Origin of the sequence: Mumia sp. ZJ430, assembly GCF_011751845.1 — a bacterium.
Taxonomy (GTDB): Bacteria; Actinomycetota; Actinomycetes; order Propionibacteriales; family Nocardioidaceae; genus Mumia.
Map to the genome: position 1 here is coordinate 1,141,394 of NZ_JAAHFK010000002.1, position 17,646 is coordinate 1,159,039.

17 protein-coding genes and 1 riboswitch are annotated in these 17,646 nt (G+C 71.0%); of the genes, 5 read left to right on the forward strand and 12 right to left on the reverse strand.

Going from position 1 to position 17,646, the window contains the following annotated elements:
• Positions 1 to 22: 22 nt before the first annotated feature.
• Positions 23 to 628 carry a YqgE/AlgH family protein gene (locus tag HCT63_RS12070; protein ID WP_167004668.1) on the reverse strand — a complete coding sequence of 202 codons (606 nt, stop codon included), beginning with the start codon at positions 626 to 628 and terminating at the stop codon, positions 23 to 25.
• 80 nt (positions 629 to 708) lie between these two features.
• Between HCT63_RS12070 and HCT63_RS12075 the strand changes: the two genes are divergently transcribed.
• Positions 709 to 1,506 (forward strand): MerR family transcriptional regulator, encoded by a 798-nt coding sequence (locus HCT63_RS12075; protein WP_167004671.1) that lies wholly within the window; start codon positions 709 to 711, stop codon positions 1,504 to 1,506.
• Between the two features lie 142 nt (positions 1,507 to 1,648).
• On the opposite strand, the gene HCT63_RS12080 is transcribed toward HCT63_RS12075, so the two are convergent.
• From HCT63_RS12080 to HCT63_RS12115, 8 genes are all read right to left on the reverse strand, one after another.
• The gene (locus HCT63_RS12080; RefSeq protein WP_167004674.1) at positions 1,649 to 2,674 is read right to left on the reverse strand and encodes a DUF3048 domain-containing protein; all 1,026 of its coding nucleotides are present in this window, start codon (positions 2,672 to 2,674) and stop codon (positions 1,649 to 1,651) included.
• A gap of 73 nt (positions 2,675 to 2,747) precedes the next feature.
• Positions 2,748 to 3,338, reverse strand: coding sequence for a C40 family peptidase (locus HCT63_RS12085; RefSeq protein WP_208322395.1), 591 nt, complete (start codon positions 3,336 to 3,338; stop codon positions 2,748 to 2,750).
• A 6-nt stretch (positions 3,339 to 3,344) separates the two neighbouring features.
• Positions 3,345 to 3,506, reverse strand: a riboswitch (cyclic di-AMP (ydaO/yuaA leader).
• A 320-nt stretch (positions 3,507 to 3,826) separates the two neighbouring features.
• On the reverse strand, positions 3,827 to 4,966 hold the full coding sequence (locus tag HCT63_RS12090) for a cysteine desulfurase family protein (protein ID WP_167004677.1): 1,140 nt from the start codon (positions 4,964 to 4,966) through the stop codon (positions 3,827 to 3,829).
• Position 4,967: 1 nt separating this feature from the next.
• Positions 4,968 to 5,822 carry a carboxylating nicotinate-nucleotide diphosphorylase gene (gene nadC / locus HCT63_RS12095; RefSeq protein ID WP_167004680.1) on the reverse strand — a complete coding sequence of 285 codons (855 nt, stop codon included), beginning with the start codon at positions 5,820 to 5,822 and terminating at the stop codon, positions 4,968 to 4,970.
• Positions 5,816 to 7,378, reverse strand: coding sequence for an L-aspartate oxidase (gene nadB / locus HCT63_RS12100; RefSeq protein WP_167004683.1), 1,563 nt, complete (start codon positions 7,376 to 7,378; stop codon positions 5,816 to 5,818). Before nadB ends, nadC begins: the two co-directional genes overlap by 7 nt.
• Positions 7,375 to 8,643: a quinolinate synthase NadA gene (gene nadA, locus HCT63_RS12105; protein ID WP_167004686.1), complete on the reverse strand. Its 1,269-nt coding sequence runs from the start codon at positions 8,641 to 8,643 to the stop codon at positions 7,375 to 7,377. The genes nadB and nadA overlap by 4 nt, the downstream gene beginning before the upstream one ends.
• Positions 8,644 to 8,668: 25 nt before the next feature.
• Positions 8,669 to 9,358: an NUDIX domain-containing protein gene (locus HCT63_RS12110; protein ID WP_243843000.1), complete on the reverse strand. Its 690-nt coding sequence runs from the start codon at positions 9,356 to 9,358 to the stop codon at positions 8,669 to 8,671.
• Positions 9,359 to 9,545: 187 nt separating this feature from the next.
• The gene (locus HCT63_RS12115) at positions 9,546 to 11,117 is read right to left on the reverse strand and encodes a GGDEF domain-containing protein (RefSeq protein WP_167004689.1); all 1,572 of its coding nucleotides are present in this window, start codon (positions 11,115 to 11,117) and stop codon (positions 9,546 to 9,548) included.
• A 132-nt stretch (positions 11,118 to 11,249) separates the two neighbouring features.
• Between HCT63_RS12115 and HCT63_RS12120 the strand changes: the two genes are divergently transcribed.
• On the forward strand, positions 11,250 to 12,425 hold the full coding sequence (locus tag HCT63_RS12120) for a glycoside hydrolase family 3 protein (RefSeq protein WP_208322396.1): 1,176 nt from the start codon (positions 11,250 to 11,252) through the stop codon (positions 12,423 to 12,425).
• Positions 12,426 to 12,428: 3 nt separating this feature from the next.
• Here HCT63_RS12120 and poxB read toward each other — a convergent pair whose 3' ends face one another.
• On the reverse strand, positions 12,429 to 14,162 hold the full coding sequence (gene poxB, locus HCT63_RS12125) for a ubiquinone-dependent pyruvate dehydrogenase (protein WP_167004692.1): 1,734 nt from the start codon (positions 14,160 to 14,162) through the stop codon (positions 12,429 to 12,431).
• 124 nt (positions 14,163 to 14,286) lie between these two features.
• Here poxB and HCT63_RS12130 point away from each other — a divergent pair, with 124 nt between their 5' ends.
• Positions 14,287 to 14,613: a TraR/DksA C4-type zinc finger protein gene (locus HCT63_RS12130; RefSeq protein WP_167004695.1), complete on the forward strand. Its 327-nt coding sequence runs from the start codon at positions 14,287 to 14,289 to the stop codon at positions 14,611 to 14,613.
• Positions 14,614 to 14,635: 22 nt separating this feature from the next.
• Here HCT63_RS12130 and HCT63_RS12135 read toward each other — a convergent pair whose 3' ends face one another.
• Positions 14,636 to 14,896: a hypothetical protein gene (locus HCT63_RS12135; RefSeq protein WP_167004697.1), complete on the reverse strand. Its 261-nt coding sequence runs from the start codon at positions 14,894 to 14,896 to the stop codon at positions 14,636 to 14,638.
• Positions 14,897 to 15,027: 131 nt separating this feature from the next.
• Between HCT63_RS12135 and HCT63_RS12140 the strand changes: the two genes are divergently transcribed.
• Positions 15,028 to 15,330, forward strand: coding sequence for a hypothetical protein (locus HCT63_RS12140; RefSeq protein ID WP_167004700.1), 303 nt, complete (start codon positions 15,028 to 15,030; stop codon positions 15,328 to 15,330).
• Positions 15,331 to 15,401: 71 nt separating this feature from the next.
• Complete coding sequence (locus HCT63_RS12145; protein WP_167004703.1) at positions 15,402 to 16,973, forward strand: carboxypeptidase-like regulatory domain-containing protein; 1,572 nt, start codon at positions 15,402 to 15,404, stop codon at positions 16,971 to 16,973.
• On the opposite strand, the gene HCT63_RS12150 is transcribed toward HCT63_RS12145, so the two are convergent.
• Positions 16,963 to 17,580 (reverse strand): class I SAM-dependent methyltransferase, encoded by a 618-nt coding sequence (locus tag HCT63_RS12150; protein WP_167004706.1) that lies wholly within the window; start codon positions 17,578 to 17,580, stop codon positions 16,963 to 16,965. The genes HCT63_RS12145 and HCT63_RS12150 overlap by 11 nt on opposite strands.
• Positions 17,581 to 17,646 lie beyond the last annotated feature (66 nt).

The window sequence follows — 17,646 nt, forward strand, 5'->3', positions numbered from 1 at the left end:
TCGACACGCGGGTGTGGACGGCTCAGTTCATGTGGGGATCGTCGGGGAAGGTCGAGAGCATCGCGAGATCGCCGCCCTGGCGGCGCAGCACGTCGCGCCACAGGGCCTCCGGATTCGGCGAGAGGAGATCTTCGGCAAAGCCGTCGACGACGACCCACGAGCCCTCTTCGATCTCCTCCTCGAGCTGACCCGGACTCCAGCCGGCATACCCCGCGAAGACGCGCACACCGCGCAGTCCGACGTGCGTGCCGGCCGCGGGGATGTCGAGGTCGACGAGCCCGACGCGGTCGTACATCTCGCGCCACCCGTCCGGCGTCTCGACACCTGCCGAGGCCATCACGCCGATGGCCAGGGCCGAGTCCGACGACACCGGCCCGCCCGAAAAGACGGCCGACGGGCTCGCGACGAGGCTCGACCACTCCGGCAGGACGTCGGAGACCGACGCGTCGAGCGGTTGGTTGAGGATCACGCCCAGCGCGCCGCCCCCATCGTGGTCGAGGACGGCCACGACCGTACGGAAGAACGGCCCGGCGCCGAGCAGCGGCGTCGCGACGAGAAGACGGCCCCGGTACGAGCGGTGACGTGGCGACAAGTCGTCAGGCGTCTCGGCCGGCTCTTGCTCGGTCATCGGGGCCTCCTCACGCCGTCCGTCGCTCGCCTCTCAGCGTACGCCGTGCCACACCGGAACGCGGGCGTCCAGGCCGTAGGATGACGGAACCGTTGACCCACTGCCCCGAGGACGAGATGGCCGACACCGAACACGAGGGCGAGCTCACCGTCGACGAGCTCGCTGCGCGCGTGGGGATGACCGTACGCAACGTCCGCGCCTATGCGAGCCGTGGACTCCTCGACCCTCCGCGACTGGAGGGACGGACGGGCTACTACCAGCGGTCGCACGTCAACCAGCTCAAGCTGGTCCGCACGCTCCTCGATCGCGGCTACACCCTGCAGGCCGTCGAGAAGGCGCTGCAGGACAAGCCGTCCGCGACCGCCGACTACGCGCTCGACCTGATCGGCGTCCTCGACTCCCCTCTCGCCCGCGAGCAGGAGCCGGAGATGATGTCGCGCAGCAGCCTGATCGCGCTCACCGGCGTCCCCCGCGGCACCGACCTCGTCGAGCGGATGGTCGACGCCGGGCTGGTCGCGGTCGTCGACGACGACACCCTCGAGGTCTATCGCCCCGACGTGGTCCGCGCCGGGGTGTCGGCGATCGCCATGGGCCTGTCGCCCGAGACCGTGCTCGAGCTGCTCCCCGCGCTCTCGTCGCCGCTGCGCACGGTGGCCGACGACCTCGTCGCCCGCGTCCGCCACGACATCTGGCAGCCGTTCGCGCAGCGCGGGATGCCCGAAGAGGAGTGGAACTCGGTCGTCACGTCGATCGCCAACCTCCTGCCCGTCGCGGCGCAGGCCGTGGTCGCGGTCTTCCGTGACGAGCTCGGTCACGCGATCGATGAGGCGCTCGGCGAGGAGCTCGCGGCGCTGGCGGAGCAGAAGCCCGCGAGCTGAGCCCCGCAGGCCTCGCTGCGAAGAGACGACGGCCCCACCCGACGCTGGAGGGAGGGACCGTCAGGTGGGGCCGACCTCTGGGGTCGATGCTAGGTCGCGAGGCGGGTCACAGCCCACCCTTGTGGCGTGTGATGTCGCTCGCTCAGCCGCGGACGGAGATGCCACCCGCACCCTGGGGCACGAGCTCGACGAACACCTTGCCGGGCTCGAGCACGACCGGCTTGCCGCCCGCGACCAGCCGGACCGGCGCGCCGGCGTTCTTCTTGCTCCAGCGGGCCTCGAGCATGGTGCCGCCGTGGAGAACGACGGCCTTGCCTTTGCCGGTGAACACCGTCTCGGGGACGGGGTTGCCAGCCGGGTCGCGGTAGCCCGCGTCGGCCTGGCGCGTGAACAGCACGAGCACCGTGTCCGGGGAGAAGTCCTTGCCCTTCTGGGCGTGCCCGTTGACGCGCGTGTAGCGACCATCCGCGTACTTCCAGCGGGTCGCCGAACCCCGCGAGAAGCGGACGTCGAACGAGGTCGCCTTCTTCTTCGCAGCAGTCGGTGTCGCGCCGAACGGGAGGTAGGGGGCGGGGATCGCCGCCTTGCTGGACGCGTGCTGGTCGGCGTAGGCGTCGAGGTCGAGCAGCCGGTCGTACGGGGCACTCTTGGCGGAGTCTCGCGTGAGTGTGAGGTTGCCGGTGTCCTCGCTGTGGAAGTCGACGCCGGCGGCCTTGATCTTGCGGACGGCGACACCGGCGCCGCCGGAGGCGATGAGATGCCCACCGGTCGGCTTCACGAGCGCGATGTCGGTCGTACGGGTCGACCGTACGTGCCCGACCTTGTCCGGAGTCTGGGAGTAGAAGAATGCCGCGAGACGGGTCAGCCCACCCTCGACGAGCTCCTCGACGACCATGTCGGCCTCGGACAGCCCGTACTGCGGAGCACCGGCGGCCGTGTTCTCGATCTTGACGAGGAACGCGGGGTGGTCGGGCAGTCCCTTGGGCGCCGCCTTCCCGGTGAACGGGTTGGCACGGATCAGCGTCGCGGCATCACGGCTCGCGTCAGGCGTGTCGGGCGTCGGCTCCGGCTCGGGATCAGGCGAGCTCGAGCACGCAGCGACGAGGGCGAGCGCAGCGAGGGCAGCGGTAGCGCGCGCGGTCGCGCGGAGGTAGTTGCTCACGGGCATGCTCTCCATGGTGGAGCAGGGCCGGTGCCAGGTGTGGCACCGGCCCTGCCGTGTCGGTCTCGAGGGTCGTACGTCAGGCGCGCAGACGGACCGTGCCGGCGGACCAGCCCTTGGTCCAGATCCGCTCGACCTTCACGCGGCTCCCGGAGTAGGGCGCGTGGAGGATGCGGCCCTTGCCCCAGTAGATGCCCACGTGGTACTTGCGGGATCCACCGAAGAAGACGAGATCGCCCTTGCGGATGTTCTTCTTCTTGATCTTGCGCACGTGGCGGTACTGCGAGTTCGCGGTACGGGGCAGCTTCACGCCGGCCCTGCGGAACGAGTACGACGTGAGACCCGAGCAGTCGAAAGCGCCCGGGCCACTGGCGCCGTAGCGGTACGGGTCGCCCTTCTGGCGGGCAGCGACGCGCGAGGCCTTGCTGATGCGGGCAGCACGGCGCTTCTTGGCGGCGACGCGCTTGGCCTTCTTGCGGGCCTGCTTGGCCTGCTTGGCGGTCGGGGTCTTGGCTGCGGTGGTCTTGGCGGCCGCCATCTTGGTCGACGAGGTCGACGCCTTGGCGGTGGCGGCCTGCGACTCGCCGGCGGTCGAGACCACCATGACGAATGCAGCGAGCAGTGCGATGGGCAGCGCGACGAGGCGATGCATCCGGGGGTTCGCGAACATGAGTGCGTGGTTTCCCTTCCACGCCTGCGAAGTGAGCTGTCGGATTAGGGCCGAAGGATGGCCCTGCCCTTGCGGGCTTCACCCCGAGCACGCATGACCGCGGACGGTCTTCGTGCAGAGTTGGTTCCTCCGCTCCTGCCCCTGGGTGGGGGTCGATGATGGGGGCGTGTGCAGGTGGGGCAGGACTCGGCGTTTCCCACACACGATGTTCAGTTGTCGAGCCTCCGGGTCGCGTTCTCGGCTGGCTCATGTGAAGTTGTCCAGGCCCGTAGTCGAGCCGCGGGTCACCATAGACACGATTCGAGCCGAGTCTCAAACCCCCCCAAGCCATCACAAGACGTACATGGGCACCTGTCCAGGTACGGACCCCCTGAGATCACAGGGATCGAACGGGGTCGTCGTGAAGCCGCTCACATTGATCTCGGTTATGCATCGAGACGGTAACAGAATGGTTACGGCCGCAACGGCAGACTTGCCGGAACGGTCAGTTATCCGGCCAGTGCACGCAGCGTTGACACTGCGTTGATGACGGCTGCTGCGACACCGTCGAAATCAGCTCCCGACACTGCAGCGAACCGCACCGCCGTCTGGGCGACCTCCGGCTCCAGTCCGAGCGCAAGCAGCACCGCTGACGGCTCGTCCGAGCCGGCCGCACAGGCAGATCCGCTCGAGCAGACGATGCCGTGGTCGTGCTCGAGGGCGAGGAGCACCGCCTCCCCTGAGGTGCCGGGGAAGCAGAAGGACGCGTGGCCGGGGAGGCGGTGCTCGGCGTGTCCCGTGAGGAGTGCGCCGGGCGCGCCCTCGAGCACCTCGCGGACGAACGCGTCCCGCCCCGCGGCCAGGTCGGCACGCTCCTCGTCGCACCCTGGCCCCGTCGCCAGCCGCACAGCGGTCGCGAGACCGACCGCCGCCGCGACGTCCTCCGTACCCGACCGGCGACCGCGCTCCTGCCCTCCGCCGTGCACGAGAGGCTCCAGCGCGACCCCTCGGCGTACCCAGAGCGCCCCGCTCCCCTTGGGCGCACCGAGCTTGTGGCCGCTCAACGACAGCGCGTCCACGCCGAGATCGGCCGGATGGACCGCGACGGCCCCCATCGCCTGGACGGCGTCGGTGTGCATCAGCGCGCCGGCCCGGTGGGCGATCGCGGCGAGCTCGGCGACCGGCTGGAGGCTCCCGATCTCGTTGTTGGCGAGCATCACCGAGACGAGCGCGGTGTCCTCGTCGATGACATGCGCAGCCTCCGCGAGGTCCACCACGCCGTCGCCGTCGACGCCGAGACGGTGGACGTTGAAGCCGTGGAAGCGTGCCAGGTAGTCGCACGCCTCCAGGACCGCAGGGTGCTCGACGACCGAGGTGACGATCGCGCGACCGCGAGGCCGTGCCAGCGCCAGGCCCTTGACCGCGAGGTTGTCGGCCTCCGTACCGCCGGCGGTGAAGACGACCTCGGTCGGTCGGCCGCCGAGGGCGGTCGCGACCTGTGCGCGCGCCGCGGTCAGCGCACGGGCCGCGGCGTCGCCGAGCCCGTGGCGGCTGGACGGGTTGCCGAACTCTCCCGTGAGGTACGGCCACATGGCCTCCAGCACCTCACGGCGTACGGGTGTCGTCGCCGCCGCGTCGAGGTAGCGCACCTCAGCTCGCCACCTCGACGTCCAGCCCGAGGTCGAGGGCGCGGACGGAGTGCGTGAGTGCGCCGACGGAGATGAGGTCCACACCGGTCAGGGCGACCTCCCTGATGCCCGGCAGGGTAATCCCGCCGCTGGCCTCGACGAGCGCACGCCCGGCGATCGTCGCCACCCCCGTCCGCAGGTCCTCGAGCGAGAAGTTGTCGAGCATGATCGTGTCGACCCCTGCGGCGAGGACCGCGTCGATCTGGTCCAGCCGGTCCACCTCGACCTCGAGATGGACGGTGTGCGGGAGCCGTTCGCGCGCGACCCGCAGCGCCGCCGTGATCTGCTCGGGGTCGTCGCCGAGCACGGCGAGATGGTTGTCCTTGGCCATCACGGCGTCCGACAGCGAGAAGCGGTGGTTGTGCCCGCCGCCGCACGCGACCGCGTACCGCTCGAAGGCACGCAGGCCGGGCGTCGTCTTGCGGGTGTCGACGATGCGGACGCCCGTGCCGGCGACGGCGTCGACGTACGCGCGGGTCTGGGTCGCGATGCCTGACATCCGTTGGGCGAAGTTGAGGGCGACTCGCTCGGCGCGCAGGACGGCGCGGGCGCGGCCCTCGACCGTCGCGACGACCGTACCGGGCTCGAGGAGATCGCCGTCGCGGAGGACGAGGTGCACCGTCGTCGCAGGGTCGACCTGACGGAAGGCCGACTCAGCGACCCGTGCGCCGGCAAGGACACCGCCCTCACGGGCGACAAGGACGGCCGACGCCCGCGCGTCTGCAGGGACGAGCGTCTCGCCCGTGAGGTCGCCCCACGGAGCGTCCTCCTCGAGCGCGGCGGCCACGGTCTTCTCGACGTGAGCCTCGGTCAGCACGGGTGTCCTCCCTTGCGCACCCACGACAGGTGCCGGTCGAAGGCGTGGTCACGCTCGGGATGGTCGGTACGGAAGTGGGCGCCACGCGACTCCTCACGGGCGAGCGCAGCCATCACGACGACTCTCGCGACCTCGAGGAGGTTCGCGTCCTCGTACGCCGCGGTGGTGCCGTCGACCACAGCTCTCCAGCCGGCGAGGGTGTCGGCCGCCGCGGCGAGAGTCTGACCGTCACGGACCAGGCCGGCCGCGGCCCACATCGTCGCCTGGAGCCGCGCACGGTCCACAGGTGTCGCCGCAAGAGCCGGAGGAAGGTCCTCGTACGGGCTCGGCTCCCCGTCCCAGGGCGCGGGCGCCTGGACGCCGAGCGCGGCAACGCACCGGCGAGCCATCACCGCCCCCTCGAGCAACGAGTTGGAGGCGAGCCGGTTCGCGCCGTGCAGACCGGTGCAGGCCACCTCGCCGACGGCGTACAGTCCGGGGACGGTGGTCCGGCCGTCGAGGTCGGTCCGGACGCCCCCCATGAAGTAGTGCGCAGCGGGAGTGACGGGGATCGGATCCTCGTCCCAGCGCAGGCCATGCGCACGGCACCGGGCGTCCAGCCCCGGGAACCGGCGCGCGAGGAAGTCGGCCCCCAGCGAGGTGGCGTCGAGCCGGACGGGCTCTCCACCCTGCTCACGCATCACGCGGGCGATCTCGCGGGCGACGACGTCACGAGGGGCGAGCTCAGCGTCGGGGTGGGCCTCGCGCATGAACCGGTGCCCCCGCGCGTCTCGGAGGACGGCCCCCTCCCCGCGTACGGCCTCCGAGATCAGGCCGCCGCCCGGGACCGCCAGGCGCGTCGGGTGGAACTGGTACATCTCGAGGTCGCCCACGACCGCGCCAGCGCGCATCGCAACGGCGAGGCCGTCCGCGGTGGCCACCGCGGGGTTCGTGGTGTGGGCATAGAGCTGGCCCGCTCCCCCGGTCGCGAGCACGACCGCGTCGGCGACGAGCGTATGCGGCGGACCGCTGGGGTCGCCGACGATCGCGACCCCGGCGACGACTCCGTCGTTCACGACGAGATCGGTGACGAACGTGTGCTCGCGCACCTCGACGTCGCTGGCGTGCAGCCTGGCGACGAGCGCGCGGACGAGCTCGGCCCCCGTGGCATCGCCCGCGGCGTGCAGGATGCGTGGCGCCGAGTGCGCTGCCTCCAGCCCGAGCGCGAACCGCCCGTCGTCGCGATCGAAGCGGGTGCCCCACCGGACGAGGTCGGCAACGGCGTCGGGGCCGCCCCCGCACACGGCCTCTGCGACGGCGCGGTCGACGAGGCCTGCGCCCGCCGACAGGGTGTCGGCGACGTGGGCGGCGACGGAGTCCTCGACACCAGGACGTGAAGCCGGGTCGAGGACGACGGCGACACCCCCCTGGGCGTACTGGGTCGTCGACTCCGTGAGCGCTCCCTTGGTCACGAGGACCACGTCGTGGCACGCGCTCGCCTCGATCGCTGCGGTCAGGCCCGCGATGCCCCCGCCGACCACGACGACGCGGAGCCGCCGTCCGGCCGCCGCACTCATGCGCGCTCCGGCGGACGGGCGGCCAGCATCCGCTCCAGCGCGACCCGCGCGCCGGCGGCGACGTCCGCGCCGACCGTGATGCGGTTCTCGACCCGTCCCTCGACCAGACCTTCAAGGACCCAGGCGAGGTAGCCGGGGTGGATCCGGTACATCGTCGAGCACGGGCAGACGACCGGGTCGAGGCAGAAGATCGTGTGCTCGGGGTGCTCGGCGGCGAGGCGGTTGACGAGGTTGATCTCGGTGCCGATCGCGAACGTCGTCCCCGCGGGCGCGGCCTCGACGGCCTTGCGGATGTAGTCGGTCGAGCCTGCCTCGTCGGCGGCGTCGACGACCGGCATCGGGCACTCGGGGTGGACGATGACGCGGACGTCCGGGTGCTCCGCGCGCGCCCTCTCGATCTGTGCGACCGTGAAGCGCTTGTGGACCGAGCAGAAGCCGTGCCACAGCAGCACCTTGGCCTCGAGGAGGCTCTGCTCGTCGTTGCCGCCGAGGGGCTTGTGGGGGTTCCACATCGGCATCGCGTCGAGGCCGACCCCCATCGCCTTGGCGGTGTTGCGGCCGAGGTGCTGGTCGGGGAAGAACAGCACGCGGTGCGCGCGCTCGAACGCCCAGGTCAGGACCGTCTCGGCGTTGGAGGACGTGCAGACGATGCCGCCGTGGTCGCCGCAGAAGCCCTTGAGCGCGGCGGACGAGTTCATGTAGGTCACCGGGATCACAGGGACCTTGCCGTCAGCGTCGGGCTCGGTGCCGTACAAGGCCTCGAGCTCGGCCCAGCACTGCTCCACCGTGTCGATGTCGGCCATGTCTGCCATGGAGCAGCCAGCTGCCAGGTTGGGCAGGATCACGGCCTGCTCGGGGCGGGAGAGGATGTCGGCCGTCTCGGCCATGAAGTGCACGCCGCAGAAGACGATCGCCTCGGCATCGGGGCGGGTGAGGGCGGCGTTGGCGAGCTGGAACGAGTCACCGAGGAAGTCGGCGTGCGTGACGACCTCGTCGCGCTGGTAGAAGTGGCCGAGGATCACGACGCGGTCGCCGAGCGTCGCCTTCGCCGCACGGATCCGCGCGTCGAGCTCGCTCGCCGACATCTGCGTGTATGCGGCGGGCAGGCCGCCCTGCCGTGGCGCGTCGGCGGGGATCGCGTCGGCCATCGACGCCCCGGGCCCGTACGATGGCGGCGCGAGGTCGAACGTCCACGGGCCGTCGGCCAGGTCGGGCGCGCAGGTGGCGCCAGGGGCGCTGCGGACGACAGTGTCGACAGAGGTCATGGTGGTGCCTTCCTGGAGGAGCCTGTCAGAGGCCCGTGAGAGGTCCGTTGTCCGCGAGGTCGTTGGCCTCGCGGTGGCGATAGAGCTTCGGGGGACGGTGGCGGCCACCGACGAGGTACTCCCCTGTCGGCTCGACGTCGCCGCTGGCCTCGACCTGCCGGCGGAAGTTCGCCGGGTCGAGGGTGCGCTGGAGGACGACCTCGTACACCTGGCGCAGCTGGGCCAGCGTGAACGTCTCGCCGAGGAACGCCTGCGCGATCCGGGCGTACTCCATCTTGGTCCGCAGGCGCCACAGGGCGTACGAGACGATCGTGCTGTGGTCGAAGGCCAGCTCGGGAGGGCTGTCGGCGGGGTGCCAGGCGACGTTCTCATCCTCGATGCCGCGCTCGGCCTCCTCGGGCCGGACGAGCGCCCAGTAGACGACCGAGATCACGCGTGGCCCCGCGGCGGACCGGGCCGAGCGCTCGACCCGGCCGAACGTGTAGAGCTGCTCGAGGTACGTCGGGCTCAGGGCGGTGGTCTCGACAAGGGTCCGGCGTGCAGTGTCGGCGAGGTCCTCGTCAGGCCGTACGGGGCCGCCTGGAAGGGCCCATCGTCCGGCGTACGGCTCACGGACGCGGCGTACGAGCGGCATCCACAGCGACGTGCAGTCCTTGGCGCTGTCGTGGCGCAGCGCGAAGATCACCGTCGAGACCGCGACGTCGATGCCTTCCACGTCTCCCCCTCGCCACGCCGACGGCGCCACCTCTGCAGTAAGTGTCACCTTGACCTGAACACATAATAGTCACAAGCACCCTTACTCGCGACAGTGGGGCCCACCGAAGAATGAACGCCCCACCGAAACCACGCAGTGGGGCAGCGCGATTGCGTGGGGCCCACCGAAGAATGAACGCGGCGAGGGATCAGGCGACGGCGCCGGCGCGGCGGCGCTTGTCCTCGTACATCCGCGCATCGGCGACCGCGAAGAGCGCGTCGGACGACAGCCCCTCGCTCGACGAGGCGACGCCCATGCTCAGGCCGATGCCGCTCTGCTCGACCGACGTCGGCAGGATCGCGACCGTGGCGGCGAGCTGCAGGCGGTCCATGACGAGCTGCGCCTCGACCGGGTCGGAGGAGGCGAGCACGATCGCGAACTCGTCACCGCCGATGCGAGCAGCCCGGTCACCGCTCCGGATGTTGGCGCGCACCAGGTCGGCGACCGCACGCAGCGCCCCGTCACCGACCGCGTGCCCGTGAGTGTCGTTGAGCTTCTTGAGGCGGTCGACGTCGACGAGGACGAGGCTGACGTCATCGCCGGAGGCGCCCGCGTCCGTGATCCACTCGTCGAACGCGCGCCGGTTGCCGAGCCCGGTGAGCGCGTCCTCGCGCGCCGCCTGTACCGCAGCCTCGTGAGCCCGAGCACGCTCGTAGCCCGCGATCGCCGCCCGCATCATCTCCAGGTCGCTGTGGTGCTGCTGGCGCCACGCCCACGCGATGCTGCGGCCGTAGCCGAGCCCAGCGCCGGCCGACGGGTATCCCATGGCGTCCGCGACCCGCAACGTCGCCCAGCGGACGTAGCGCTGCACGTTGAGGTCCTCGACACCATCGAGGCGGATCAGTGCGCGCCGTGCCTCGCGCTGGGCGTCAGCGATCTCGCCGACCTCGACGTACGCCACCGCCAGCAGCGCGGTCGCCTCCATCTCGAAGCCCGCGTACGAGGTCTCGCCCAGGTTGCTCCGGCACACGTGGAGCTCACCGATCCAGCGTGCCGGGTCGGACGGCCACGCAGCAGCCGCGCGAAGATACCGAGCCAGCGGGAACACCGAGCCCTCGACGTGCTCGGAGTCGGCGAGCGCCAGCGACCGCTCGGCCCACCTGACCACCTCGGCCCGCCTCCGCTCGACCTCCTCGTCGAGGTCGGGCTCCATGAGCATGTCGAGCTCCTTGGACCAGTGATAGTTCACCGTGGCGAGGTTGCGTGCATCGATCGCCCGGGAGCCGGCGAGATCGAGCACCCGCGCCTCGATTGCCATCGCGGCCTCGTAGTGCGGCACGGCCAGCTCGAAGAGGCCGAACTTCTCGTAGCCCTGCCCGACCTGCGTGTGCGCCCAGGCGCGCAGGCCGTCCGAGTACGAGCTGCGGAGCTCGTACTCGGCACGCACGAGATCGGCAACGGCGTCGGCGGGACGGTTGTCGTGAAGGACGGCCAGCGCACGGGTCGCGCACCCGATCGCGACCCATCCCGGCTCCCCCACGGCCAGACCCACGGCCTGGCAGGCGGCGGCGGCACGCGCGGCCTGGCCGTTCGCGCCCTGCTGGATCGCGGCGAGCGCGAGGACGTACTCGGTGAGGGCCCGCAGCTCTGACGGCTCGCGGCCAAGATCGCGGAGCAGGTTCTTCATCGCACCGACGGCAGAGGCACTCTCACCGGCGCGGATCCCCGCCAGGGCAGTCGTGAGGCGGGCGGCGTGGGCGGGCGGGATCGACGCGTCCATCCTCACTCCTTCCCGAGCACTCCATGGCAGTATGGCCGCTTCGGTCCGAATTGGTCCGAGGTTTACATGGAACTGCACACGAAGGTTCGCCTCGAGCGTGATTGTACGCTCGCGCCCACTACTCTGGACCCGATGATCCGATCCCCCCTTGCCCGCCGGATCGCCGTGAGTGCGTCGATGGTCGTCGTTCTCGCTGGATGCGCCGGGGTCCCCCGATCCCCCGCCGGCACGGCCGAGCCGACGGGCGGTTCGACAGCTCCGCGCCCGTCGGCGTCAGCGTCGACGCCATCCACCATGTCCCTGCCGGTCCTGGTCGGACAGGTGTTCATGACGGCGACCGAGCCTGACGCGGCCCAGCCCGAGACCGTCGAGGCCCTCACCCGCCACCACGTCGGCAACGTGATGTTGCGCGGCCGCGGCACCGACGGCGTGAAGGCGACCGCCGACGTGGTCCGTACGCTGCGCCGCGCGGCCGACGACCACACCGGTGGGCTCCCGCTCCTGGTCGCGACCGACCAGGAGGGCGGGCTCGTCCAGGTGCTGCGCGGTCGCGGTTTCACCGAGATCCCCCGCACCACGACACAGGGGAGCTGGTCGCCCGCGACCCTGCAGAAGCAGGCAACGGCGTGGGGCCGTGAGCTGCGCGCCGCAGGGGTCGACCTCAACCTGGCGCCGGTCCTCGACACCGTCCCCAGTCCGACGTTCGCCGAGCGCAACGCGCCCATCGGCTACTTCGACCGCCAGTTCGGGTTCACACCCGCCGACGTCACCCGCCAGGGCCTCGCGTTCCTCGACGGCATGGAGGCGGCCGGGGTCATCGGGACCGTCAAGCACTTCCCTGGGCTCGGGCGCGTGACGGCCAACACCGACACGGCAAGCGGCGTCCGCGACACGGAGACGACGGCGACCGACGCCTACCTCGTGCCGTTCCGCGCCGCGATCGCCGCCGATGCGAAGGTCGTCATGATGTCGACGGCGTACTACGACAAGATCGACCCGCACGAGTCCGCCGCGTTCTCACGCCCCATGATCACCGGGCTCCTGCGCGAACGACTCGGGTTCGAGGGGGTCGTGATCTCCGACGACCTGTCCGCAGCACGGCAGGTCTCCGACCGTCCCCCAGCCCGCCGGGCGGTCGACTTCCTGCGCGCGGGCGGCGACCTGGTCCTCGCCATCGACCCCGCGCACATGGCGGAGATGACGTCGGCGGTGGTCGCCGAGGCCGAGAAGGACCCCGCGTTCCGTACGCGTGTCGAGCAAGCGGCCGCAAGGGTGGTCTCTCTCAAGCGGGAGCACGCGGCCGGCTGACCGTCAACGGTCCCGCAGTCTCCGGAAGACGTTCGTCTTGGCCAGCTCGAAGATCTCGTCGCCCCGTCCGTTGAGCACGGTCCGCAGCGCGTACAGCGTGAATCCCTTCGCCTGCGCCGCGGTCACCGCCGGCGGGATCGAGAGCTCCTGGCGCTCGACGATGGCCTCGACGAGCGCGGGCCCTGGCACCGCCAGCGCTTCCGAGATCGCGTGCGGGAGCCGTTCGGGCTGTTCGACACGCTCACCGTGCATCCCCATCGCGCGCGCGACGGCGGCGAAGCTCGGGTTGACCAGGTTCGTGCCGAAGTTGACGATCCCCGCCGCCTTCATCTCCAGCTCGACGAACGCCAGCGACGCGTTGTTGAAGACGACCATCTTCACCGGGAGCCGTTGCTGCACGAGCGTGATCATGTCCCCCAGCAGCATGGACAGGCCGCCGTCGCCGCACAGCGCCACGACCTGCCGGTCCGGGTAGGCGACCTGAGCGCCGATCGCATGCCCGAGCGCGTTCGCCATCGTCCCGTGGGTGAAGGACCCGACGACAGACCGACGCCCGTTCATCTCGACGTAGCGGGCCGTCCAGATCACCGGCGTCCCCACGTCGCACGTGAAGACCGCGTCGCCGCTGGCCAGGTCGGACACGCTCTTGGCGACGAACTGCGGGTGCAGGGGCCCGTCCTTGCCGGGCGCCGCCAGCTCATCGAGCTCGCGGCGAGTCTTGGCGTAGTGGCCGACCATCTTCTGCAGGTGGGCGTCGTCCGACCGCGGGTTCAGCAGCGGGGTGAGCGCCCTCAGGGTCTCGCGTACATCGCCGACCAGCCCGAGGTCGAGAGTGGTGCGACGCCCCAGCTGCTCCCCGCGCACGTCGACCTGGATGACGGTCGCGTGCTCGGGATAGAACTGCGGGTACGGGAAGTCAGAGCCGAGCACGAGCAGCACGTCGCACGCCTCCATGGCGCGGTAGCCCGACGAGAACCCGAGCAGCCCGGTCATCCCCACGTCGTACGGGTTGTCGTACGCGACGTACTCCTTGCCGCGCATCGCGTGCACGATCGGTGCCTTGAGCGCCTCGGCGATGCCGACCAGCTCGTCGTGCGCGCCCGCGCAGCCCGCGCCGGCGAGGATCGTCACCCGCTCGGCGCCGTCGAGGATCGCCGAGGCCCTCAGAAGATCGGTGTTGGCGGGGACGACGAGCGCACGCGGCGCCTCGATCGTCTTCGGGGGGCGCCGCCCCGCGGCCTCGGCCTGCATGACGTCGCCGGGGACGACGACCACTGCGACACCGCGTTCGGAGATCGCCGACCGCATCGCGATCTCGAGGATCCGGGGAAGCTGCTCGGGCACCCCTGCCATCTCGCAGTAGACCGAGCACTCGCGGAACAGCTCCTGCGGGTGCGTCTCCTGGAAGTAGCCGCTGCCGATCTCGACGCTCGGGATGTGCGACGCGATCGCGACGACCGGGACTCGGCTGCGCTGCGCGTCGTACAGGCCGTTGATGAGGTGCAGGTTGCCCGGTCCGCAGCTCGCGGCGACCACCGCGACCTCGCCAGTCAGGTGCGCATCGGCCGCCGCGGCGAAGCCGGCAACCTCCTCGTGACGGACGTGGATCCAGTCGAGCGTGCCGTCCCTGCGCAGCGCGTCCGTGAAGGCGTTGAGGGAATCGCCGGGGAGGCCGAACACCCGGCGTACGCCCGCGGCCTTCAGCGTCTCGATCATCACGTCCGCTGTGCTCGGCATCGCTCGCTCCCCCGGTCGGCCGGTCTGCTCCTCGGCCATCGTGACCCGGCAGGCGCGACTTCGCCGGTCGAGACTTCGCCGGTCGAGACGGAATGCCCGCGCGTGACCTGACGCTGAACTCGACGTGGACACCGCACCGATCTCCGCGCGCCTCGCCAGGGTCGACGACCAGCTGGCGGCGCTGCGGCGCGACCACGCGGCGATCCTCGCGGCGTCGGAGGCGTCCAACGCCGATGACGAGCACGATCCTGAGGGCGCGACGATCGCGTGGGAGCGCGAGCAGGTCGCCGCGCTGATTGCACGGCTCGAGGAGGACCGGGCTCAGCTCACTGCCGCGGCCGAGCGGGCGCGCGACGGGACGTACGGCCGCTGCGAGCGGTGCGGGAGGGAGATCCCTGCCGAGCGCCTGGCCGTACGGCCCGCCGCACGCACCTGCGTCGGGTGCGGCTGACGACAGGCCGTACGACGTGCCGTCAGCGACTCTTGTTGGCGGCGATCCGACTGCCGAGGAACCCGGCGTACGCCAGGAGCCCCACCGTCGCGATCTTGCGAGTACGACGCGAGAGCAACCCGAGGCCGATCGCGACCTCCGTCGCTCCGTTGCGCTTGATCCAGGTGCCGGTGTCCTTGGGGAACGCCGCCGCCGAGATCGGCTCGAACGTCTTCGGTGAGACGAAGTGGGCCGCTCCGGTGGCAGCGATCGCGGTCCCGGTGAGCGCGGCAAGCTTGGCCATGTGTGTCCTCCGATGTGTCGTGGCTCACCGTGACCGTACCGAGGGTGCATCGCGCGGACAAGGCTGGGCCCCAGCCCCTCCTCGCTCTACGCTGGGTCCCGGACCGATCGCGTGACCGAGGAGAGCCAGCCATGGGGATGTTCCGGAGCAAGGGCGGACCGGAAGAGGCTAAGAGCATCACCTCCGGCCAGCCGTACGAGCCCGACCTCAAGGCGGTCACCGAGGTCGTGACGTCGACCTCGTTCGGGGTCACCTGGCAGATCGACCCCTCCGCGCCGCGCCCCGTCGCGCCCGACGCGGCCGCCGATCCAGAGCCCGAGGACGAGGCACCGCAGAGGGAGGACCTGGCGGACGGACTGCGCGAGTGGCTCCGCGAGCGCACCCAGCGCGAGTCCGAGGGCCCGTCCCAGGGCGAGGCGACGCCGCAGGACTGAACCCGTACGCGGTCTACCATGGTCGCGCGTTCGGGGCACCCCGGTCCCGGCGACGTCCTCGGGAGCCCTCCATGCTGTCCTCTTCCCCTGCCCGCTGGCGCCTGCGCGCGCTCGTCGTGGCGCTCGTGGCCGCGCTCGGGCTCTCGATGCTCGTCGCCGCCCCCGCCCAGGCCGCCGCCGGCACGGTCAGCGGCAAAGTCCTCGCCCAGTCGCCCGGAGGTACGGCGTCCGGCGCCTTCGGTGTCGGAGTGGGCCTCTACCCGGCCACGGGTGGCGGTGGCGCGGTCGCCTCGACTGCCACCGGAGCCGGCGGTTCGTACACGATCCCCGGTGTCCCCGACGGTCGTTACACGGTCCGCACGTGGAGCCCTCCCGCCGGCTACGCCGCCGAGTACTACGGCAACGCCTGGTCGGTCTACGACGCCACGGTGATCGAGGTGAAGAACGGTGCCGCTCTCGTCCTCGGCGACATCGTCCTCGAGAAGGCGGGCTTCATCCGGGGCACCGTCAAGGACGAGTTCGGCATGCCTGTCGCCGGCGCGTCAGTCAGCTTCCGCGAGTCGGAGATGTCGGGCGGCTACGGCGTGACGACGGATGCCAGCGGCGCGTACGAGAGCCAGTCCGGCGACGATTCGAAGGACCTTGTCCCCGGCGACTACTGGGTGAGCGTCTCCGTCTACGACGACTCCAACAACGGCTGGCCGTACTACTACGTCGATCAGCGCGTCGTGGTGTCCCCTGGTACGACCACCACGTTCGACGTCACGCTCCAGGAGCGTCCCACCGTCGACTTCACGGTGCTGGGCCCCGACGGCAAGCCGCTGGTCGACGCGCCGCTCCTCATCCATGTCTTCTCCAACGGGGCTTGGGGTCCCATCCAGTCCGGTCCGCACATGACCGACGACGAAGGCCACTACCGCTTTACCGACAGCGCCGAGGCATACAAGGTCTACTTCGGGGTTCCCGCCGGCTACACCGGCGCCGCCGTCGGCCAGTGGTGGAAGGACGCGGCGAGCGTCGCCGGCGCGACCCCGATCACGTTCCCGACCCGCCAGACGCATCTGAGCCACACCGTGCAGCTCGCCGCACCGAGCACGCCTCCCACACCCATCGCGGCAGCGACCCCGCGCATCACAGGCTCCGCACGCACCGGTCAGGTGCTCCGCGCCGTCCCCGGCGCGTGGGCACCGGCGGGCGTGAGCCTGCGCTACCAGTGGCGGGCCGACGGCATGGCGATCGCAGGCGCGACCGCGTCCACCTTCCGCGTCGGCAACGCGCACGCCGGCAAGCGCTTCACGGTGACCGTCACCGGTTCGAAGTCGGGCCTCGCCTCCGTCGCACGGACCTCGGCCCCGACCGCCCGCGCCATCGGAACGCTCACTGCGACGACGCCGAGGATCTCGGGCAAGGCCAAGAAGGGCAAGAAGCTCACGATCAAGGCCGGTGCCTGGGGTCCGGGCAGGGTCCGGCTGTCGTACCAGTGGTTCCGCAACGGCAAGAAGATCACCAAGGCCAGGAAGGCGTCGTACACGCTGACCAAGCGCGACGTCGGCAAGCGCCTCACCGTCAAGGTCACCGGGACACGCACCTCGTACGCGACCGTGGTCAAGACCAGCAAGAAGACCGCGAAGGTCAAGAAGTAGCGGAGCCGCGCAGAGTCCGTCTGGCGACCAGATCGCCTTGCCGCCGTACGCCAGGGTCCTGGCGGGCCGAGGCCCGCTCGATCACGAACCCGTGCGGCGCGAGCAGGCCCCCGAGTGCGTCGGCGGACCAGTAGTACGCCGTCGTCACCGCGTGGTCGAACGCGGCGCGAGCCTCGCCCTCGAAGAACCCGAGCAGCAGGGATCCTCCGGGGGCGAGGACGCGGGCGAACTCACGCACGATCGCCGGAACGTCGGCCGGTGGGGTGTGGATGATCGAGTACCAGGACAGAATGCCGCCGACCGATCCGGTCGCGAGAGGCAGCGCGGCGAGATCGGCCCGCGAGAGGTCGAGGAACGCGGACCGCCCTCGTGCCGCGTCCAGGAAGCGAGCCGACGCGTCGACTCCAACAACGTCCCGGCTCCCACCGCGCGAGAGCATCTCGGTCCAGTGCCCGGGGCCGCAGCCGGCGTCGAGGATCCGTCCGTCGACGCCTGCCTGCCAGCGTTCGATCGTGTCCCGATCCTGCTGCGCTGCCTGATCGACCGACCCGAACAGCGCGACGTACTCGTCCGCTCGCGCGTCGTACGCGCCTCCAATGTCCGCCATGGTCACTCCGGGAGGCTATCGCGCGCGCACGGGTCGGGGCGCGTAGCCGCATCCCGCGACGAGAGA